The sequence below is a fragment of the Bradyrhizobium yuanmingense genome (genome assembly GCF_900094575.1).
GTDB lineage: Bacteria > Pseudomonadota > Alphaproteobacteria > Rhizobiales > Xanthobacteraceae > Bradyrhizobium > Bradyrhizobium yuanmingense.
In genome coordinates, this window is sequence record NZ_FMAE01000003.1 from 324,307 (window position 1) to 343,804 (window position 19,498).

Consider the following 19,498-nt stretch of genomic DNA (forward strand, 5'->3'; position numbering starts at 1 on the left):
CGCCTGTCGTCAACAAAAAGCCCCCGCGACTGTCCGCGGGGGCTCCTCGTCCTCGATCATCGCGTCACGCGTCACTCGGAGGCGACGTCACCGCTGATGATCTCGCCGAACAGTTCCCACTTCTCGCCCTTGAAGCGCATCATCTGCAGCTGCGCGATCGGAGCGAAGTCGGTGGCGCTGGTGTTGATCTTGACGCCGGGCAGCAGCGTATCCGGGGCAAAGTCCTTCAACGAGGCGGCCTGCTTCATGATGTTGGCGCGAGTGAGATCGTCGCCGCACATCTCCAGCACCTTGGCCAGCGTCGACGCGGCGCCATAGCCGTAGACCATGCTGGTGTCCGACTTGTCGGCACCCGGCATGTACTTGTCGACGAACTCGTTCCACTTCTTCATGCCTGGGTCGTTGGCCCATTGCGGATCCGTGGAGTCCTTGGCGTAGGCGGCCGACAGCACGCCCTGCGCGTTCTCGAAGCCAGCCGGCTTCATCACGCTGCCGACCGAGATCGACACGTTGGTGAGGATCTGGAGCGGTTTCCAGCTGAGCTCGGCGGTCTTCTTGATGGTCTGGGCCGCGAACTTCGGCGTGGTGTAGATCAGCAGCACGTCGGGATTGGCGGCCTTGATCTTGACGATATGGCCGTCGATCGACGGCTCGGAGACCTCGTAGCTCTCCTCCATGACGATCATGGACGAGGCCTTGGCGCCGAGGCCGTCCTTGGTGCCCTTGAGGTAGTCTTTGCCGAAATCGTCGTTCTGGTAGAGGATCGCGATCTTGGCGTCCGGCTTCTCCTTCATCAGCCACTTCGCGTAGATCTGCGCTTCGCTCTGGTAGGAGGGCTGCCAGCCCATGGTCCAGGGGAAGTTCTTCGGGTCGTTCCACTTGGTGGCGCCGGTCGCGACGAAGAGCTGCGGGATCTTCTTGGAGTTCAGATACTTCTGGATCGCACTGTTCGAGGGCGTGCCGAGCGGATTGAAAACGACCAGCACCTCGTCGCTCTCGACCAGCTTGCGGACCTGCTCGACGGCCTTCGGCGGCGAATAGCCGTCGTCATAGGTGACGAAGTTGATCTTGCGGCCGTTGATGCCGCCCTTGTCGTTGATCATCTTGAAATAGGCTTCTTCGGTCTTGCCGATGATGCCATAGGCCGACGCCGGACCGCTGTACGGCATGATGTTGCCGATCTTGATCTCGGTATCGGACGCGCCGGTGTCGTATTTCTTTTGGGCGAGTGCAGCGCCGGAGGTGAGAGTGATGGCCGCCGTTGCCGTGATCAGCGCGGCGGCTCGCAGTGTTCTTCCAAAATACAATTCGGTCTCCTTGGTTAATTCAACGGGTCTTCAGTTCTTCCTGAGCTTGCCGACGAGTTGCTGGCCCAGGATCGCCACCTGCCTTGCGCCATGCGGCACGAGGTAGATGACGAGGAACAGCAGCACGCCGAACACTGCGCCGGAGAGGCCCTTGGAGATGCTCTCCGCCATGTTCGGCACGAAGATGATGAAGGCCGCGCCGACGAACGAGCCGGGCAGCCAGCCGACGCCGCCGACCACCATGCCGAGGAACAGCGAGATCGCGAGCGTGATGGTGTAGCTGTCGGGCGCGACGAACTGCACCGCGATGGCGCCGAGCGAGCCGGCAACGCCGGTGATGCCGGCGGACACGCCGAAGGCCAGCGTCTTGTACAGCGCGACGTTGACGCCCATGGAGGAGGCCGCGATCTCGTTGTCGCGGATCGCCATGAAGGCGCGGCCCGAGCGGGAGCGCAACAGGTTCACCGAGAAGATGTAGATCGCGACCGTCACGGCGAGCGTGAAGTAGTACAGCCACATGTCCTGCGACATCGGCAAGCCGAACGGTGCGTCCGGCTTGGTGACGACGAGGCCCTGCACGCCGCCGGTCCAGTGCTCGAGGAAGTTCAGCTTGAGCAACTGCGGCATCGCGGTCGCGAGCGCAAAGGTCGCGAGCGCGAGATAGATGCCCGACAGCCGCAGCGCCGGCTTGCCGAACAGGTAACCGAATCCGAAGCAAATCACGGCGGAGATCGGAATGGTCAGCGCGTAGTTGACGTTGGCATGTTCCATCAGCACCGCAGACACATAGGCGCCGACGGCGTAGAACGCGCTCTGGCCGAGCGAGAACTGGCCGCTTCCGCCGGTCAGGATGTTCAGCGCCAGCACCGCGAGCCCGTAGATCAGGAGCATCGTCATCTGGAAGATGATGAAGTTCTTGACGAACATCGGCACGATCAGCAGCGCGGCCAGCACCACCAGCGACGTGCCGGTGCCCAGCGTCATGGCCCGCTTCGGAACCGCCTCGACCGCCTCGTGGCCCTCGGCGACGACTTCTTCTGCTGCGCTCATGATCAAACTCGCTTGACGATATGCCGGCCGAACAGACCAGCGGGTTTGACGACCAGGACGGAGATGATCAGCGCGAGCGCGATCGGGAGTTTCAGCTCATTGCCGACGCCGGGGATGTAGGTACCGGCGAGGTTCTCGAACACGCCGACCAGGAAGCCGCCGACCACGGCGCCGAACGGGCTCGACAGCCCGCCGAGCACCGCCGCGGCGAAGCCGTAGATCAGCACGCCGCCCATCATGTTCGGCTCGAGGAATACGACAGGCGCGATCAGCATGCCGGCGATCGAGCCGATCGCGGTCGCCATGCCCCAGCCGAGCGCGATCATCCAGCTCGTGTTGATGCCGACGAGGCGGGCCGATTCGGGCACCGACGCTGCGGCTCGCATCGCAAGGCCGATGCGCGTGTACTGGAAGAAGAAATAGAGCGCGAGCAGCAGCGCCACGGTGACGCCGATCATGCCGGCCTGGTGCGTCGAGATCAGCTGGCTGCCGAGGAACGGTGCGGAGCCGAACGGGGTCGGATATTGCTTGATCGTGAAGTCCCAGATCAGGCCCGCCGAGGAGTTGATGATCGCAAACAGCGCGATGAAGCCGGCGACGTTGGTGAGCACCGGCGCCTTGACGAGCGGCTTGAACAGGATGCGCTCGATCGCGATGCCGGCAACGAAAGAAAATGCCAGCGTGATCAGGAAGGCAGCCCAATAAGACACGCCCCACTGCATCAGCTGCCATGAGATGAAGGTCGAGAACATCGCCATCTCGCCTTGCGCGAAGTTGAGATGGTCGATGGCCTGGTAGATCATGACCACGGCGAGCGCCATGCAGGCATAAATCGCCCCCGTGGCGATGCCGGCCAGGACCTGGTTGGTGAACAGCTCCATTGTGCCGGCTCCCTCAGTAACCCAGATAGGATTTGCGGATTTCTTCGTTGTTCGCGATGTCCTTGGCCTTGCCCGACATCACGATGCGCCCGGTCTCGATCACATAGGCCTGGTCGGCGAGCTCGAGCGCGAGCTGGGCGTTCTGCTCGACCACCAGGATCGAGACCTTGTCCTCGCGGTTGATCTTGCCGAGGATGCCGAACAGGTCGCGCACCACCAGCGGCGCGAGGCCGAAGGAGGGCTCGTCGAGCAGCATCAGCCGCGGTCGCAGCATCAGCGCGCGGGCGACCGCGAGCATCTGCTGCTCGCCGCCGGAGAGCGTGCCGGCCTGCTGGGTATGGCGCTGCTTCAACACCGGGAAATGCGCGTACATGCGCTCGATGTCGGAGACGATGCCGGCGCGGTCCTTGCGGGTGATGGCCCCGAGCTGGAGGTTCTCTTCCACCGTCATGTTGGTGAAGGTGCCGCGGCCCTGCGGCACGTGGGCGATGCCGAACCGCACGATGCTCTCGGTCGAACGGTTGTTCAGCGGCTTGCCTTCGAACTCGACGCCGCCGGTGGAGCGCACCATGTTGCAGATCGCGCGCAGTGTGGTGGTCTTGCCGGCGCCGTTGGCGCCCAGCAGCGTCACGAGCGAGCCCTCATTGAGCGAGAAGGACAGGCCATGGAGCGCCTGGACCTGGCCGTAATAAGCGCGCAGGTCCTTGACGTTGAGCAGTGGCGTCATTGATCCTTGCTCCCGAGATAGGCCTTGATGACGTCCGGGTCCGCCTGCACCTGGGCGGGCGTGCCTTCCGCGAGCTTCTTGCCGAAATTCAGCGCGACAACGTGGTCGGCGATCGACATCACGAGGCCCATGTGATGCTCGACCAGGAGCACGGTCATATGGCGCTCGTCGCGGATTTTGCGGATGAGGTCGCCGAGCACATGAACTTCCTCGTGGTTGAGGCCGCCGGCGGGTTCGTCGAGCAGCAGGATCTTCGGATCGGCCGCCAGCGCACGCGCCAGCTCGACCCGCTTCTGCGTACCGAACGGTAGGCCGGACACGACGGTATGGGCGACGTCCTCGAGGTCGAGGTAAGCAAGGATCTCGTGCACCTTCTTGTTGATGCTGGCCTCGCTGCGCCGGACCCAGGCAAGCTTCAGGGAGTCGCTGATAATGTCGCTCGAGGTCTTCGAATGGGCGCCGACGCGGACGTTGTCCATCACCGAAAGGTTGGGAAACAGCGCCACGTTCTGGAAGGTGCGGCCGATGCCGATCTCGGCGATCCGGTGCGGCGGCCGCGTCAGGATGCTCACGCCGTCCATCAAGATGTCGCCGGACGACGGCTGGTACAGCCGCGACAGGCAGTTGAAGAGCGTGGTCTTGCCGGCGCCGTTCGGGCCGATCAATCCGAGGATGGCTCCCTTGTGCATGTCGAAGGACACGCCGTTGAGCGCGACGATGCCGCCGAACACGACGCTGACGTCGCGAACCGCGAGCAGGGGCGATCTACCCTGCGCGAGCTGTGCCTGCGTCATCTCGTCTCGCTCACGTCGTTCGGTGAGCGATGGGGCGATGCGAGCCGCTCCCGATGATGACAAAGGCTATCTGAATCCCTCGGCCACACGCGCAACTTTTCCTCCTGATTTCAGCTTTTTGCTGATGTCTTTTTTTGAATGCGGCATCAGACCCCCGAGCGCCGCCTCGATGTTCCTTACCATCGCTAAGAGACGCGGTCCAATGTCGTTGATCAAACGCTCTTCCGTGAAACGGAATGCGGGCGCGCCGCAATTGAATGCGTAAGGTCCGGTTCCGTCGTTGAGCTTGAGTGCGACGCCGGCCGCGCCGATGTCGTCGTGCCAATCGCCGACCGAAATCGCAAAGCCGTATTTCGCGACCGTCTCGCCGGAACGTTCCAAGCCCTCGCGCATCTTCGGCCAGCGGCTGCCGTAATGTTCGCGCAGGATGCGCGACACTTCGGCGCGACCTTCGTCATCGAGTGCCCAGAAATAGGCGCGGCCCATCGCGCTGGTTGCAATCGGCACGCGCGAGCCGACGTCAAGTTGAACGCCGACAGTCTCGCTGCCGCGGCTCTGCCCGAAATAGATCATGCTGTGGCGGTCACGGCCGCCGACGGCGACGGCGCCGCCGGTCGCGCGCATCACCTCTTCGCGGAACGGCTCGGACAAATGCCGAACGCCCAGATTGGCCAGCGCCGCGTAGCCGAGCGACATCGCTGCCGGGGCGAGCTGGTACTTCTCGAAGCGAGGAACCGGCGTCAGATAGCCAAGCTTGGTCAGCGTGTAGGTCAGCCGCGACACGGTGGGCTTGGGCAGATTGGTGCGGGACGCAATCTCCTGATTGCCCAGCAGGCCGTCATTGGGTTGGAACGCGCGCAATACTTCCAGTCCGCGGGAAAGCGCGACGACGAAATTCCGATCGGTCGCGGTCTTCTTTCCTGTACGCTTCATCCCTGATCTGCTTCTTGCGCGGAGTCGTTGACAACGTCCGTGCTTCAAAATAACCCTGCCGTCAAGATGCGGAATTAAATTCCGCAATGCGAAATCGAATAAAAGTAAATCCCCACCAAGGAGGGACACCGTGAGCGAAGTGGTCAAGCTTGAGCGTCATGATGAAGTCGGGATCGTCACGGTCAACAGCCCGCCGGTCAATGCGCTGAGTGCCGCAGTCCGCGGCGGCATCCTCGAGTGCATCAAAGCCGCGATCGCCGATCCCTCCATCAAGGGCATCGTGCTGACCTGCGCCGGTCGCACCTTCATTGCCGGTGCCGACATCACCGAGTTCGGCAAGCCGCCGAAGCCGCCCGCGCTCAACGACGTGCTGTCCGAGATCGAAAACTCGCCCAAGCCGGTCGTTGCCGCGATCCACGGCACCGCGCTCGGCGGCGGCCTCGAGGTCGCGCTGGCCTGCCATTTCCGCGTCGCGGTGAAAGAGGCCAAGCTCGGCCTGCCCGAGGTGAAGCTCGGACTTCTGCCCGGCGCCGGTGGCACCCAGCGCCTGCCCCGTGCGGTGGGCCCGGAGCTTGCGGTCAAGATGATCGTCGGCGGCGACCCGATCGGGGCGGCGGAGGCGCTGAAGAACGGCCTGATCGAGGAGATCGTCGAGGGCCCGGCCTCCGGCGGCGAGGCTTTCGTGCGCAAGCTGCTCGCGGAGAAGCGCCCGCTGCGCCGCCTGCGCGACGACGATTCCAAGCTCGCAGCCGCCAAGGCCGATCGCTCGATCTTCACCAATGCGGTCGCGGCCATGACCAAGAAGTCGCGCGGCCTCGAGGCGCCGTTCGCCGCAGCCGACGCCGTCGGCTATGCCATCGACCTGCCGTTCGACGAAGGCCTGAAGAAGGAGCGCGAGGGCTTCCTCAAGCTCGTCGCCAGCGACCAGTCCAAGGCGCAGCGTTACGCCTTCTTCGCCGAGCGCGAGGCCAACAAGATCGCCGGCGTTCCTGAAGGCACCAAGCCGCGGCCCGTGAACCGCGTCGCCATTCTCGGTGCCGGCACCATGGGCGGCGGCATCGCGATGTCCTTCGCCAATGCCGGCATTCCCGTCACCCTGATCGAGACCGGCGAGGAGCAGCTCAAGCGCGGCATGGGCGTGATGCAGAAGAACTGGGAAGCGACCGCCGCGCGCGGCGGCATCCCGGCCGATGCGCCCGCCAAGCGCATGGCGCTGATCAACGGCGTCGTCGGCATCGAGAATGTCGGCGATGCCGATCTCGTCATCGAGGCCGTGTTCGAGACCATGGCGGTCAAGAAGGAGGTGTTTGGCAAGCTCGACCAGTACGCCAAGCCGGGCGCCGTGCTCGCCTCCAACACCTCCTATCTCAACATCGACGAGATCGCGAAGTCGACCAAGCGTCCGCAGGACGTGCTCGGCATGCACTTCTTCTCGCCGGCCAACGTCATGAAGCTGTGCGAGATCGTGCGTGCCGACAAGACCGCGCCGGATGCGCTGGTGACTGCGGTGACCATCGCGCGAAAAATCGCGAAGGTGCCGGCCGTGGTCGGCGTCTGCGACGGCTTCGTCGGCAACCGCATGCTGGCCCAGCGCGGCAAGCAGTCCGAGAAGCTGCTGTTCGAGGGCGCGCTGCCGCAGCAGGTCGATGCCGTCGTCACCAAGTTCGGCATGCCGATGGGCCCGTTCGCGATGAGCGATCTCGCCGGCCTCGACATCGGCTGGCGCTCGCGTAAGGACCGCGGCATCAAGTCGGAGATCGCGGACGCGCTGTGCGAGGCCGGCCGCTTCGGCCAGAAGACCGGCAAGGGCTATTACAAGTACGAGCAGGGTTCTCGTGCGCCGCTGCCCGACCCCGACGTCGAGAAGCTGATCGACGAGACCTTGCTGCGTCTCGGCCGCAAGAAGCGCGTCGTCAGCGACGAGGAGATCCTCGAGCGCATGATGTATCCGATGATCAACGAGGGCGCGAAGATCCTGGAAGAGGGCATCGCCGCGCGTCCCAGCGACATCGACGTGGTCTGGCTCTACGGCTATGGCTGGCCGATCTACCGTGGCGGCCCGATGTTCTGGGCCGACAGCGTCGGCCTCAAGCACATCGCCGATCGTCTGGCCTTCTACGCCAAGGAGACCAACGATCCGAGCCTCGAGCCCGCCCCGCTGCTGAAGAAGCTCGCCGCGGAGGGCAAGACGTTTGCGTCGCTGGCTGCGGAGTCGAAAGCAGCGTGATCGGGGCTTCGTCCCAACCTTCGTCATTCCGGGATGCGCCGCAAGGCGCAGGCCCGGAATCCATAACCCCAGCTGGTGGTTATGGATTCCGGGCTCGCGACTTCGTCGCGCCCCGGAATGACGGTCTGTGTTAGTTGTTCGCTCGAGCAATCAGGAAAATGACCCATCCCGGCGAACAGTTTTATCCCGAGGGCGTGCGGTGGGACGACACCATCGTCCAGGGCACGCTGCCGGACCTTCTCGCCAAGGCCGCCGCCGATTACGGCCCGCGCACCGCGCTGGAATTCCGCGACCGGCCCATCAGCTACGCCGAGCTCGCAAGCTTGGCCGATCGCGCCGCCGCGGCGTTCCTGCGCGCTGGCATCGGCAGGAACAGCTCGGTCGCGCTGTTCCTCGGCAACACGCCCGATCATCCCGTCAGCTTCTTCGGCGCGCTGAAGGCCGGGGGCCGCGTCGCGCATCTGTCGCCGCTCGACGGCGAGATCGCGCTGACGCACAAGATCACCGATTCCGGCTCGCGCCTGCTCGTCACCTCCAACCTCCAGGCCCTGCTGCCGACCGCGCTGAAATTCCTGGAGAAGGGCCTGATCGACAAGCTCGTCGTCTGCGAGGACGATCATTGGGGCAAGGTCGGCACGCCGCAGGCGGCAATCCCCGACGATCCCCGCATCGTCACGTTCGCGGCTTTCGTCGAGGGCGCCATCGCGCCGGCGCAATGGCCTGTCGTTGCGGCCGACGACGTCGCGCTGCTGCAATATACCGGCGGCACCACCGGCCTGCCGAAGGGCGCGATGCTCACGCACGGCAATCTCACCTCGGCGGTGTCGATCTACGACGTCTGGGGCAAGCCGGCCCGTGCCGCCCGCGGCGAGACAATCGAGCGCGTGATCTGCGTGCTGCCGCTGTTCCACATCTACGCGCTCACCGTGGTGCTGCTGTCCTCGCTCCGCCGCGGCAATCTGATCTCGCTGCATCAGCGCTTCGACGTCGAAGCCGTGATGCGCGACATCGAGGTCAAGCGTGCGACGTATTTCCCAGGCGTGCCGACGATGTGGATCGCGATCGCCGCGCTGCCCGATCTCGACAAACGCGACTTCTCCTCGCTCGTCACCATCGGCTCCGGCGGCGCGCCGCTGCCGGTGGAGATCGCGAGCTTCTTCGAGCGCAAGGTCGGCAAGAAGCTGAAGAGCGGCTGGGGCATGACCGAGACCTGCTCGCCCGGCACCGGCCATCCGCCCGAGGGCCCCGAGAAACCGGGCTCGATCGGCCTGACGCTGCCCGGCATCGAGCTCGACGTCGTCGCGCTCGACGATCCCAGACGCGTGCTGCCGCCGGGCGAAATCGGCGAGATCCGCATCAAGGGCCCGAACGTCACCAAGGGCTACTGGAACAAGCCGGAGGGATCGACCGAGGCCTTCGTCGATGGCCGCTTTCTCACCGGCGACATCGGCTATGTCGATGCCGACGGCTACTTCTTCCTGGTCGACCGCAAGAAGGACATGATCATCTCCGGCGGCTTCAACGTCTACCCGCAGATGATCGAGCAGGCGATCTACACCATTCCGGGCGTGCACGAGGTGATCGTGCTCGGCATTCCCGACCCCTATCGCGGCGAAGCCGCCAAGGCCTTCATCAAGTTGAGGCCCGAGGCAAAGCCGTTCACGCTCGACGAGCTGCGCGCGCAGCTTGCCGGCAAGCTCGGCAGGCACGAATTGCCGGCCGCGGTCGAGTTCGTCGACGACCTGCCGCGCACGCCGGTCGGGAAATTGTCGCGCCACGAATTGCGCCAGCAGCAGAAACCGCTATCCGGGATTCGCGCTGCTGATGCCCCCGCAATGACGAAAATGAAGTAACGTTTCACAGGAGGATCCAATGGATCTCGCATTCACTAGAGAAGAGCAGGCGTTTCGCGACGAAGTGCGGCAGTTCTTCCGCGACAACGTGCCGCCGGATACGCGGCGCAAGCTGGTCGAGGGCCGTCACCTCTCCAAGGACGAGATGGTGACGTGGTGGCGCATCCTCAACAAGAAGGGCTGGGGCGTCAGCCATTGGCCGAAGGAATATGGCGGCACCGGCTGGACCAGCGTGCAGCACTACATCTTCAACGAGGAGCTGCAGTCCTATCCGGCGCCGCAGCCGCTCGCCTTCGGCGTCAGCATGGTCGGCCCCGTCATCTACACCTTCGGCAACGAGGAGCAGAAGAAGAAGTACCTGCCGCGCATCGCCAATGTCGACGATTGGTGGTGCCAGGGCTTTTCGGAGCCCGGCTCCGGCTCCGACCTCGCCTCGCTCAAGACCAAGGCCGAGCGCCGTGGCGACAAATGGATCATCAACGGCCAGAAGACCTGGACCACGCTCGCCCAGCACGCCGACATGATCTTCTGCCTCTGCCGCACCGACAACAACGCCAAGAAGCAGATGGGCATCTCCTTCATCGTGTTCTCGATGAAGTCGAAGGGCGTCACCGTTCGCCCGATCCAGACCATCGACGGCGGCCGTGAGGTCAACGAGGTCTTCTTCGATGACGTCGAGGTTCCCTACGAGAACCTGATCGGCGAGGAGAACAAGGGTTGGGATTACGCCAAGTTCCTGCTCGGCAATGAGCGCACCGGCATCGCCCGCGTCGGCGTCTCCAAGGAGCGCATCCGCCGCATCAAGGATCTGGCCTCGAAGGTCGAATCCGCCGGCAAGCCGATCATCCAGGATCCCGCCTTCCGCGAGAAGCTGGCGGCCTGCGAGATCGAGCTGAAGGCGCTCGAGCTCACCCAGCTGCGCGTCGTCGCCGACGAAGGCAAGCACGGCAAGGGCAAGCCCAATCCGGCCTCCTCGGTGCTGAAGATCAAGGGCTCGGAGATCCAGCAGACCACCACCGAGCTGCTGATGGAAGTGATCGGCCCGTTCGCCGCGCCCTACGACGTGCACGGCGACGATGGCTCGAACGAAGCCATGGACTGGACCGCCCAGATCGCGCCGAGCTACTTCAACAACCGCAAGGTCTCGATCTACGGCGGCTCCAACGAGATCCAGCGCAACATCATCGCCAAGGCGGTGCTGGGGCTGTGATCTGCCACCTCTCCGCGACCGCGGGGAGGGCAATCTTTCCACCGTCATTCCGGGGCGCGACGAAGTCGCGAACCCGGAATCCATCGGGCCCATACGCTGAGGCGAAATGGATTCCGGGCCTGGCCCTTCGGGCCATCCCGGAATGACGAAGTCAAATAAGTCCGGGTACGAGGAACCAAAGAAATGGATTTTGATCTGTCCGAGGAGCAGCGGCTTCTCAAGGAAAGCATCGACGGCCTGCTGACCGATTCCTACGATTTCGAGCAGCGCAAGAAGTACATGGCGGAGAAGGGCGGCTGGAGCAAAACGGTCTGGCTCAAGCTCGCCGAGCAGGGACTTTTGGGCCTGCCCTTCAGCGAGGCTGACGGCGGCTTCGGCGGCGGCGGTGTCGAGACCATGATCGTGATGGAAGCGCTCGGGAAGGCGCTGGTGCTCGAGCCCTATCTGGCGACGGTGGTGATCGGCGGCGGCTTCCTGCGTCATGCCGGCACCGATGCGCAGAAGGCCGCGCACGTGCCCGGCATCATCGACGGCAGCAAGACGCTGGCCTTCGCCCAGCTCGAGAAGAACTCGCGCTACGATCTGTTCGACGTCGCCACGACCGCGAAGAAGAAGGGCGATGCCTACGTGATCGACGGCGAGAAGTTCGTCGTGCTGAACGGCGAGAACGCGGATACCCTGATCGTCACCGCGCGCACCAAGGGCGACCGCCGCGACAAGTCAGGCATCGGCGTGTTTCTGGTTCCGGCCAATGCCAAGGGCGTCGCGAAAAAGTCCTATCCGACCCAGGACGGCCTGCACGCCGCCGACATCACCTTCACCGGTGTCGAGGTCGGTCCCGACGCCGTGCTCGGCAACCCCGAGGATTCGCTCGCGCTGATCGAGCGCGTGGTGGACGAAGCCCGCGTCGCGCTCTGCGCCGAGGCGGTCGGCCTGATGGACGAATCGCTCAAGACCACGGTCGAGTACATCAAGACGCGCAAGCAATTCGGCGTCGCGATCGGCTCGTTCCAGTCGCTGCAGCACCGCGCCTCCGACATGTTCGTCGCCACCGAGCAGGCGCGCTCGATGTCGATGTTCGCGACCATGGCGAACGACTTCGAGGACGCCAAGGAGCGCAGCAACGCGATCGCCGCGGCCAAGGTGCAGATCGGCAAATCGCTGAAATTCGTCGGCCAGCAGTCGATCCAGCTCCACGGCGGCATCGGCATGACCATGGAGGCCAAGATCGGCCACTACTTCAAGCGCCTCACCATGATCGAGAACACCTTTGGCGACACCGACTACCACCAGCGCCGCGTCGCGGATGCGGGCGGGTTGATCTGACCTGTCATCCCGGGGCGCGCGAAGCGCGAGCCCGGGATCCATAGCCACGATCGGGAGTATGGATTCCGGGCTCGCGCCAAGAGGCGCGCCCCGGAATGACGAAGCATCTGAGGCAACAGCAATGCAAAACACCCCGTTCGATCTCACCGGCAAGGTCGCCGTGGTCACCGGCTCCAGCCGCGGCATCGGCCGCTCCTCCGCCGAGTTGCTCGCCAAGTTAGGCGCCAAGGTGGTTGTCTCCTCGCGCAAGGCGGAGGCCTGCAAGGAAGTCGCCGACGGCATCAATGCCGCTGGCGGCGATGCCATCGTCATTCCCTGCAACATCGCGCGCAAGAACGAGGTCGAGGCGCTGATCGCGGGCGCGACGAAGCATTACGGCAAGATCGACATTCTCGTCTGCAACGCCGCCGTGAATCCCTATTACGGCCCGCTGCTCGAAATCACCGACGAAGCCTTCGACAAGATCATGGGCTCGAACGTCAAGAGCAACATCTGGCTCTCCGCGCTCGCGATCCCGCAAATGGCCGAGCGCGGCAAGGGCTCGGTGATCATCATCTCCTCGATCGGGGGCCTGCGCGGCTCCACCGTGATTGGCGCCTACGGCATCTCCAAGGCCGCCGACTTCGCGCTGTGCCGTTCGCTCGCCGGCGAATGGGGCCCGAAAGGCGTCCGCGTCAATTGCATCGCGCCCGGCCTCGTCAAGACCGACTTCGCCCGCGCGCTCTGGGAAGACGAAGCCAATCTGAAGCGCCGCACCGCCACCACGCCGCTCCGCCGCATCGGCGAGCCCGACGAAATCGCCGGCGCCGTCGCCTACCTCGCCTCCGATGCCTCGAGCTTCATGACCGGCCAGACCATCGTCATCGACGGCGGCGTGACAACGGCGGCGGTGTAGGGTTCTTCCCCTCTCCCCTTGTGGGAGAGGGTGGCATAGGCGGCCTTCGGCCGCCGTTCTCAAGAACGCCGATGCTTCGCATCGGCTATGGCGAAGCGGCGAGACAGGTGAGGGGTATCCCTCCGCGTGTGACTCTTTTGCGGCTGTATTCGCTGAAGCATACCCCTCATCCGGCGCCGTAGCCGAAGCCTTGCTTCGGCGTTCTTGAGAACGGCGGCCGACGGCCGCCTATGCCACCTTCTCCCACAAGGGGAGAAGGAAGGGCAGCGGCCCCCACTGATCCAAACCTTGACCTTGCCGCCCTAATCCGCTCCCTTTGGCCCGACACAATGACCCCTCCAGGGAAGACGCCCAAAGAAAACGCCAAGGTAAGCCGCCATGTCTTTCGTCCTCGCCATCGACCAGGGCACCACCTCTTCGCGCGCGATCGTGTTTCGCTCCGATATTTCCATCGCGGCGAAGGCGCAGGCCGAGTTTCCGCAGCACTTTCCGGCTTCGGGCTGGGTCGAGCACGAGCCGGAGGACATCTGGACCTCGACCGTGATGGTGTGTCGCGAGGCGATCGAGCACGCCGGCATCACCGCCAAGGACATCGCCGCGATCGGCATCACCAACCAGCGCGAGACCACCGTGGTGTGGGACCGTGCCACCGGCCAGGCCGTGCACCGCGCCATCGTCTGGCAGGACCGCCGCACTGCCGATATCTGCGCCAAGCTCAAGGCAGAAGGCCGCGAGCCGGTGATCTCTGAGAAGACCGGCCTGATCATCGATCCCTATTTCTCCGGCACCAAAGTCGCCTGGATCCTCGACCACGTCCCCGGCGCCCGCGCCCGCGCCGCGCGCGGCGAATTGATGTTCGGCACCATCGATTGCTATCTGCTGTGGCGCCTCACCGGCGGCAAGGTGCACGCCACCGACGCCACCAATGCCTCGCGCACGCTGCTGTTCAACATCCACACTGGCGCATGGGACGACGAGCTCCTGGAGATCATCGGCGTGCCGCGCTCGATGCTGCCCGAGGTGAAGGATTCCTCCGCCCGCTTCGGCGAGAGCACGCCGGACCTGTTCGGCGGCCCCATCGTCATCGCCGGCATCGCCGGCGACCAGCAGGCCGCCACCATCGGCCAGGCCTGCTTCCGCCCGGGCATGATGAAGTCGACCTACGGCACCGGGTGTTTCGCGCTGCTCAACACCGGCACCACGCCCGTCGTCTCCAAGAACAAGCTGCTCACCACCGTCGCCTATCAGCTCGATGGCAAACGCACCTACGCGCTGGAAGGCTCGATCTTCGTCGCCGGCTCCGCCGTGCAATGGCTGCGCGACGGCCTCGGGATCATCAAGCACGCCGCCGAGACCGGACCTCTCGCGGATCAATCTGACTCCATGCAGAGCGTCTATCTCGTCCCCGCCTTCGTCGGCATGGGCGCGCCCTATTGGAATCCGCGCGTGCGCGGCGCGCTCTTCGGCCTCACCCGCAACACCGGCCCCGCCGAGCTCGCCCATGCCGCGCTGGAAAGCGTCTGCTACCAGACCTTCGATCTCTGGGCCGCAATGCGCGCGGACTGGCCGAGTTCGGAAACCGCAAGCGTCGTGCTCCGCGTCGACGGAGGCATGACCGCCTCCGACTGGACCATGCAGCGCCTCGCCGATCTCCTGGATGCGCCGGTCGACCGCCCGGTGATCCAGGAGACCACGGCGCTGGGCGCCGCCTACCTCGCTGGCCTCCAGGCGGGCGTTTATCCCGAGCCGACCAAGTTCGCCGACAATTGGCGCCTCGAGCACCGCTTCAAGCCCAACATGAGCCAGGCCACGCGCGAGCGGAAGCTCGCCGGCTGGGCGCGCGCGGTAAAGGGCGTGCTGGCGAGCGACGAGGGGGAGGGGTAGCGGCAAATGTCGTAGCCCGGATGGAGCGCAGCGTAATCCGGGTCCGCTGTCGATGGTGGCACAAATCCCGGATTGCGCTGCGCTCCATCCGGGCTACACCACCGCCTCTACACCGTCATTGCGAGGAGCTCTTGCGACGAAGCAATCCAGACTGCCTCTGCGGAAAAATCCTGGATTGCTTCGCTGCGCTCGCAATGACGGAGTGTGGCGCTGCTGTGGTGCCTCAAACGGCGCCGCCCGCTAATCGCTAACAAAAGAAGAAACGAAGCATGATCGTCCCCGACGGCTATTCCGACGTCCCGAACGGCAAGATCGCCGCAATCGTCACCCATCTGGAGATGACTGCACCGCCCGCGCGCCGCGATGATCCGCCCGGCGCCTGGACCTTGCGCAAGGTCGATGCCCCCGCGCTTCCCTGGTACCGCGATCTCTTCCGCCGCGTCGGCGAGGGCTGGCTGTGGTTCTCGCGCGCGCGCATGACCGACGCCGAGCTCGCCGCGATCATCCATGCGCCTGGAATCGAGGTCTATGCCCTCGTCCTCGACGGCCGAGACGAAGGCCTGTTCGAGCTCGACTTCCGCGAGCCCGGCCAGTGCGAGCTGACTTATTTCGGCGTCACGTCTAGCTTGATCGGCACCGGCGCCGCCCGCTTCCTGATGAACCGCGCGCTGGAGCGCGCCTGGTCACACGACGTCCGCCGCGTCTGGGTCCATACCTGCACCCTCGACCATCCCGCCGCCGTCGCCTTCTACCAGCGCTCCGGCTTCCGCCCCTTCCGCCGCCAGATCGAAATCGCCGATGATCCGCGCCTCGACGGTACGGCACCGCGCGATGCAGCGAAGCATGTGCCGATCATCGAATAGTGCGCGGCTGCCTCCTCACCGTCATTGCGAGGAGCCCTTGCGACGAAGCAATCCAGAATGTCTGTACGGAGAGATTCTGGATCGCTCCGCTGCGCTAAGGACGGAGTGCTGCGCTGCTGTCAATCTTCCAATTGGCGGCCGTGGATGGGGTAACGGGCCGACCCATTCGGATTGTGCGCTACGGACTACTGGATTGCACCAGCACTCGGCTCCGGAAGGTCATAGGAAGCAAGACACCATAATCGCTCCGGAAGCGGCTGCACGGGAGGAGCCTGAAGCTCTCCGTAGCTGGAAAGCAGTGGGAGGCTAGGCACCCAGCGATGGATGACGAATACCACGCGATATTGCTTCGCCGCAGGCAGCCTTTGCTTGTAGTCGGTCTCAATCTCCGTCTCGCCGTCTGCCGTCAGGAACATCTCGTTCCACGCCATCTCCGAGTGGTCCTTGGGGTTGGACGGGTCAATCTGAGCAAAGTCATGGGGATTAAATCGTGGGTCCGGATTCTTCACCAGCACCTCGAGAACCGCGGCGTCGTCCATATAGAAACGCAGCTCGCCTTCCCAATCCTGCCGCTCTTCAGGAGTCAACGGCACGATCTCGTCACCCCTGCCGCCGTTACGGAGGATATCCTTAACTTCTTCGCTGAAATTAGGCGGATCGTGGGAATCGATCAGCTCCCGGATGAAGCGGGCATAGGCGGCCTTGTCCGCGCTGAACGAGTAGACGCCCAAGATACTGAGCGATGGCTTCTGGTCGGCATTCTTGTCGTTCTGGTCGAGCTTCCTCAAAACACCTCCTGCCTCCCCCTTGCCAGCGAAAACCCCCGCTGCATCGCATTGAAGCACGTCAATCCCGTCTGCTCCGACCGGCAGGTGAATCCCCCGCGCTGCCACACCTCGCCATAGGCCAGCACCGGCAGCGAGGGGTCCATCACGGTGTCGCCGGCGCAGATGCGGCCGGCAGTGCCCTTCGCGCTCATCTCGAAGGCGTGGCCCCAGTCGAGCTCGCAATCGGCGGGCCGGCGCGGGCGCGCGTCCATGTTCATGATGTCGCAGCGGAGGACGCCCTGACCGTTGTCGGTGAAGAACTGGCAGGCGATGTTCTTCGACGGTGTCAGAAAGCCGATCGGGCGCTCCTGGGATTGGGCGGCGCCGATCATCGGCAGCAGGATCGCCATCAGGATCAGTCCGCGCCGTGCCGTCATGTCATTCCCGCTCAGCTCTCGAAAGTCACCGCCGTCGTGTTTGCCCCGCAGACCAGAACTGCGATGCGCTCGCCGGCCGAGGGACGATAGCGGCCGGAGAGCACCGCGGCAAATGCAGCTGCGCCGCCGGGCTCGGCCACGAGGCGCAAGTGCGACCACAGCGCGGACTGGGCCTGCCGGATCGCATCGTCGCTGACCAGAACGACGCGCTCGACATGGGCCCGCGCGACCGGAAACATCAGCTCGCCGACGCGCCGCGGCGCCAGGCTGTCGGCGGCGATGCCACCGGCCGGCGCATCGACCGGCGCGCCCGCCTCGAACGCTTTGTGAAGGGTCGGCGATTGCTCCGGCTCGACCGCGACGATGCGTGTCCGGCCGCCGTACCACGCCGCAATGCCGCCGATCAGCCCGCCGCCGCCGACCGCCACCAGCAGCGTGTCGATGCCGGGCGCATCCTGCTCAAGCTCCAGCCCGACGCTGCCCTGGCCGAGCAGGGTTTCGGCTTGATCGTAGGCATGGACGGCCAGCGCGCCGGTCTGCGCGACACGCGCCTCGCTCGCGGCGAGCGCATCGGCATAGCGGCTGCCGGCGATCACGAGCTTTGCGCCATAGGTCCTGATCCGCTCGGCCTTGGCCGGCGAGGTGATGTCGGGCACGAAGATCGTGGCGGGAATGCCGAGGCGATGCGCGGCATAGGCAACGGCGGCGCCGTGATTGCCGCCGGATGCGGCGACGACACCGGCCTGCGGCACCTGCCGCAGCAACAGATTGGCGAAGGCGCCGCGCGCCTTGAACGATCCGGAATGCTGCAGCATCTCGAGCTTGAAGGTAACGGGCGCTGCCGGTAGGCCGAAATCGGCGAGGTCGGCCTGAAGCAGCGGCGTGCGCCTGATATGCGGACGGATGACCGGCTCGGTCGCCGCGATCCGCTCCCGTGTGATGTCCATTGTCGCTGTCATGATGCCGTCCAGGATAGCCCAAGTGAGAGTTGACATCAATTAGGTAATTAGCAAAATGGCTAAATGAAATTTGCCGTCGCCTTGCGCGCGCTCGCCAACGAACGCCGCCTGCAGATCCTGGAATGGCTGCGGGATCCGCGGAAGCATTTTCGCGAGCAGGAAGACGGCGACCTGGTCGAGGACGGCGTCTGCGGATTGCTGATCGCCGAAAAGCTCGGGGTCAGCGCGCCGACATTGAGCGAGCACATGCGGGTGCTGACGGCGGCCAAGCTGGTGCGTGCCAAGCGGATCAAGCAGTGGACGATGTACAAGCGCAACGAGACCGCCATTGCCGCGATCAAGCGCTCGATCCAGGACGGCCTTTGAGCGCAAGGCGGTCGCGGGTCGTTGCAGCCGGCGCAATGCTCCGTTTCCGAGATATTTGTTGCGCCGCGCCGAGCTGGTCGTGGAGACTGATCGGCCCTGTCGTGTTCAATGATCGAGAAGAGCGAGAACCATGTTCCTGATCGGCCAATATGATTCCCCCTTCGTCCGCCGCGTCGCGATTGCGCTCCGGCTCTACGGGCTCGCCTTCGAGCACAGGCCATGGTCGACCTTCGGCGATGCCGACAAGATCGCGCCGTACAATCCGCTCCGCCGCGTGCCGACGCTGGTGCTCGACGACGGCGAGGCCCTGATCGAGAGCATGATCATCCTCGATTATCTCGATGACCTCGTCGGCGCGGACAAGGCCATGCTGCCGCGCGGCGGCATCGAGCGGCGCAGGCATTTGCGCATCTGCGCGCTCGCCTCCGGTCTCGGCGACAAGGCGGTGAGCCTGCTCTACGAGCGCGTGCTGCGGAAGGAGCAGCTCGCGCTGTGGGTCAAGCGTTGCCAGGCGCAGATCGCGGACGTGCTGAAAGTGCTCGAGGCCGAGCGCGCCAAGGTGACGACGCCGTATTGGCTGGGCGACCGCATCGGCCACGCCGACGTCGCCGTCGCCTGTGTCGTCCGCTTCACCCGCGAAGCGCATCCGCAGCTGTTCGATGCCGCGCGCTATCCGGCGCTCGCGGCCCATAGCGAGCGTTGCGAGGCACTGGCGCCGTTCAAGGAGATCGTGCAGCCGCTGTCCCCGCCGAAGGGGTGAAGCGCTCTGTCATTCCGGGGCGCGCGAAGCGCGAGCCCGGAATCCGTGCAGCGGATGATGTGGAGCAATGGATTCCGGGCTCGCGCCAAGAGGCGCGCCCCGGAATGACAGCGCGGGGCCTGGCGAGAGTATCGGACGGCCACCGCAGTCGATGATGCAATAATACCCCTGTTTTGCCCGACGCCGCAACCGTGTTTTCGGCAAGTCCGAAAACGTCAAGCCTTTTCAACCCCATCGCTACTGTGCATGGGGTTGTTTT

18 protein-coding genes are annotated in these 19,498 nt (G+C 64.7%); 9 read left to right on the forward strand and 9 right to left on the reverse strand.

Annotated elements, in window-relative coordinates; genetic code table 11:
• Positions 1-71: 71 nt before the first annotated feature.
• From GA0061099_RS11245 to GA0061099_RS11270, 6 genes are all read right to left on the reverse strand, one after another.
• The gene (locus GA0061099_RS11245; protein ID WP_036021515.1) at positions 72-1,307 is read right to left on the reverse strand and encodes an ABC transporter substrate-binding protein; all 1,236 of its coding nucleotides are present in this window, start codon (positions 1,305-1,307) and stop codon (positions 72-74) included.
• A gap of 30 nt (positions 1,308-1,337) precedes the next feature.
• Positions 1,338-2,357: a branched-chain amino acid ABC transporter permease gene (locus GA0061099_RS11250; protein ID WP_036021517.1), complete on the reverse strand. Its 1,020-nt coding sequence runs from the start codon at positions 2,355-2,357 to the stop codon at positions 1,338-1,340.
• A 2-nt stretch (positions 2,358-2,359) separates the two neighbouring features.
• Positions 2,360-3,238 carry a branched-chain amino acid ABC transporter permease gene (locus tag GA0061099_RS11255; RefSeq protein WP_035997949.1) on the reverse strand — a complete coding sequence of 293 codons (879 nt, stop codon included), beginning with the start codon at positions 3,236-3,238 and terminating at the stop codon, positions 2,360-2,362.
• Between the two features lie 13 nt (positions 3,239-3,251).
• Positions 3,252-3,965, reverse strand: coding sequence for an ABC transporter ATP-binding protein (locus tag GA0061099_RS11260; protein WP_035997952.1), 714 nt, complete (start codon positions 3,963-3,965; stop codon positions 3,252-3,254).
• Positions 3,962-4,759: an ABC transporter ATP-binding protein gene (locus GA0061099_RS11265; RefSeq protein ID WP_036021520.1), complete on the reverse strand. Its 798-nt coding sequence runs from the start codon at positions 4,757-4,759 to the stop codon at positions 3,962-3,964. Before GA0061099_RS11265 ends, GA0061099_RS11260 begins: the two co-directional genes overlap by 4 nt.
• A 66-nt stretch (positions 4,760-4,825) precedes the next feature.
• Complete coding sequence (locus GA0061099_RS11270; protein WP_035997958.1) at positions 4,826-5,692, reverse strand: IclR family transcriptional regulator; 867 nt, start codon at positions 5,690-5,692, stop codon at positions 4,826-4,828.
• Positions 5,693-5,822: 130 nt separating this feature from the next.
• Here GA0061099_RS11270 and GA0061099_RS11275 point away from each other — a divergent pair, with 130 nt between their 5' ends.
• The 7 genes from GA0061099_RS11275 (at position 5,823) to GA0061099_RS11305 (ending at position 15,950) form a co-directional block, all read left to right on the forward strand.
• On the forward strand, positions 5,823-7,919 hold the full coding sequence (locus GA0061099_RS11275) for a 3-hydroxyacyl-CoA dehydrogenase NAD-binding domain-containing protein (RefSeq protein ID WP_036021523.1): 2,097 nt from the start codon (positions 5,823-5,825) through the stop codon (positions 7,917-7,919).
• Between the two features lie 158 nt (positions 7,920-8,077).
• Complete coding sequence (gene pimA, locus GA0061099_RS11280) at positions 8,078-9,772, forward strand: dicarboxylate--CoA ligase PimA (protein WP_050995836.1); 1,695 nt, start codon at positions 8,078-8,080, stop codon at positions 9,770-9,772.
• A 19-nt stretch (positions 9,773-9,791) separates the two neighbouring features.
• The gene (gene pimC, locus GA0061099_RS11285) at positions 9,792-10,982 is read left to right on the forward strand and encodes a pimeloyl-CoA dehydrogenase large subunit (protein WP_035997966.1); all 1,191 of its coding nucleotides are present in this window, start codon (positions 9,792-9,794) and stop codon (positions 10,980-10,982) included.
• Between the two features lie 183 nt (positions 10,983-11,165).
• The gene (pimD, locus tag GA0061099_RS11290; protein ID WP_036021529.1) at positions 11,166-12,308 is read left to right on the forward strand and encodes a pimeloyl-CoA dehydrogenase small subunit; all 1,143 of its coding nucleotides are present in this window, start codon (positions 11,166-11,168) and stop codon (positions 12,306-12,308) included.
• A 121-nt stretch (positions 12,309-12,429) separates the two neighbouring features.
• A complete protein-coding gene (locus GA0061099_RS11295; RefSeq protein ID WP_036021532.1) occupies positions 12,430-13,203 on the forward strand; it encodes an SDR family NAD(P)-dependent oxidoreductase in 774 nt (257 codons plus the stop codon).
• 378 nt (positions 13,204-13,581) lie between these two features.
• Complete coding sequence (gene glpK, locus GA0061099_RS11300) at positions 13,582-15,087, forward strand: glycerol kinase GlpK (protein WP_036021533.1); 1,506 nt, start codon at positions 13,582-13,584, stop codon at positions 15,085-15,087.
• Positions 15,088-15,356: 269 nt separating this feature from the next.
• Positions 15,357-15,950 (forward strand): GNAT family N-acetyltransferase, encoded by a 594-nt coding sequence (locus GA0061099_RS11305; RefSeq protein WP_036021534.1) that lies wholly within the window; start codon positions 15,357-15,359, stop codon positions 15,948-15,950.
• 185 nt (positions 15,951-16,135) lie between these two features.
• On the opposite strand, the gene GA0061099_RS11310 is transcribed toward GA0061099_RS11305, so the two are convergent.
• The 3 genes from GA0061099_RS11310 to GA0061099_RS11320 are packed head-to-tail and all read right to left on the reverse strand — an operon-like array spanning position 16,136 to position 18,149.
• Positions 16,136-16,738: a hypothetical protein gene (locus GA0061099_RS11310; RefSeq protein WP_036021535.1), complete on the reverse strand. Its 603-nt coding sequence runs from the start codon at positions 16,736-16,738 to the stop codon at positions 16,136-16,138.
• Complete coding sequence (locus GA0061099_RS11315) at positions 16,735-17,154, reverse strand: DUF6636 domain-containing protein (RefSeq protein WP_036021536.1); 420 nt, start codon at positions 17,152-17,154, stop codon at positions 16,735-16,737. The genes GA0061099_RS11310 and GA0061099_RS11315 overlap by 4 nt, the downstream gene beginning before the upstream one ends.
• A gap of 11 nt (positions 17,155-17,165) precedes the next feature.
• Entirely contained in the window at positions 17,166-18,149 is a 984-nt protein-coding gene (locus GA0061099_RS11320; RefSeq protein WP_036021537.1) for a threonine/serine dehydratase, read from the reverse strand.
• Positions 18,150-18,176: 27 nt separating this feature from the next.
• Here GA0061099_RS11320 and GA0061099_RS11325 point away from each other — a divergent pair, with 27 nt between their 5' ends.
• Together GA0061099_RS11325 and GA0061099_RS11330 are read left to right on the forward strand one after the other, a co-directional pair.
• Positions 18,177-18,479 (forward strand): ArsR/SmtB family transcription factor, encoded by a 303-nt coding sequence (locus GA0061099_RS11325; protein ID WP_036021541.1) that lies wholly within the window; start codon positions 18,177-18,179, stop codon positions 18,477-18,479.
• A gap of 130 nt (positions 18,480-18,609) precedes the next feature.
• A complete protein-coding gene (locus tag GA0061099_RS11330) occupies positions 18,610-19,239 on the forward strand; it encodes a glutathione S-transferase family protein (RefSeq protein WP_036021544.1) in 630 nt (209 codons plus the stop codon).
• The last annotated feature ends 259 nt before the right edge of the window (positions 19,240-19,498 follow it).

Coding starts and splice junctions, on each gene's coding strand:
- GA0061099_RS11250 (WP_036021517.1), bottom strand. CDS start 2,357: ATGAGCGCAGCAGAAGAAGTCGTCGCCGAGGGCCACGAGGCGGTCGAG.
- GA0061099_RS11255 (WP_035997949.1), bottom strand. CDS start 3,238: ATGGAGCTGTTCACCAACCAGGTCCTGGCCGGCATCGCCACGGGGGCG.
- GA0061099_RS11260 (WP_035997952.1), bottom strand. CDS start 3,965: ATGACGCCACTGCTCAACGTCAAGGACCTGCGCGCTTATTACGGCCAG.
- GA0061099_RS11265 (WP_036021520.1), bottom strand. CDS start 4,759: ATGACGCAGGCACAGCTCGCGCAGGGTAGATCGCCCCTGCTCGCGGTT.
- GA0061099_RS11270 (WP_035997958.1), bottom strand. CDS start 5,692: ATGAAGCGTACAGGAAAGAAGACCGCGACCGATCGGAATTTCGTCGTC.
- pimA (WP_050995836.1), top strand. CDS start 8,078: ATGACCCATCCCGGCGAACAGTTTTATCCCGAGGGCGTGCGGTGGGAC.
- pimC (WP_035997966.1), top strand. CDS start 9,792: ATGGATCTCGCATTCACTAGAGAAGAGCAGGCGTTTCGCGACGAAGTG.
- pimD (WP_036021529.1), top strand. CDS start 11,166: ATGGATTTTGATCTGTCCGAGGAGCAGCGGCTTCTCAAGGAAAGCATC.
- GA0061099_RS11295 (WP_036021532.1), top strand. CDS start 12,430: ATGCAAAACACCCCGTTCGATCTCACCGGCAAGGTCGCCGTGGTCACC.
- glpK (WP_036021533.1), top strand. CDS start 13,582: ATGTCTTTCGTCCTCGCCATCGACCAGGGCACCACCTCTTCGCGCGCG.
- GA0061099_RS11305 (WP_036021534.1), top strand. CDS start 15,357: ATGATCGTCCCCGACGGCTATTCCGACGTCCCGAACGGCAAGATCGCC.
- GA0061099_RS11315 (WP_036021536.1), bottom strand. CDS start 17,154: ATGACGGCACGGCGCGGACTGATCCTGATGGCGATCCTGCTGCCGATG.
- GA0061099_RS11320 (WP_036021537.1), bottom strand. CDS start 18,149: ATGTCAACTCTCACTTGGGCTATCCTGGACGGCATCATGACAGCGACA.
- GA0061099_RS11325 (WP_036021541.1), top strand. CDS start 18,177: ATGAAATTTGCCGTCGCCTTGCGCGCGCTCGCCAACGAACGCCGCCTG.
- GA0061099_RS11330 (WP_036021544.1), top strand. CDS start 18,610: ATGTTCCTGATCGGCCAATATGATTCCCCCTTCGTCCGCCGCGTCGCG.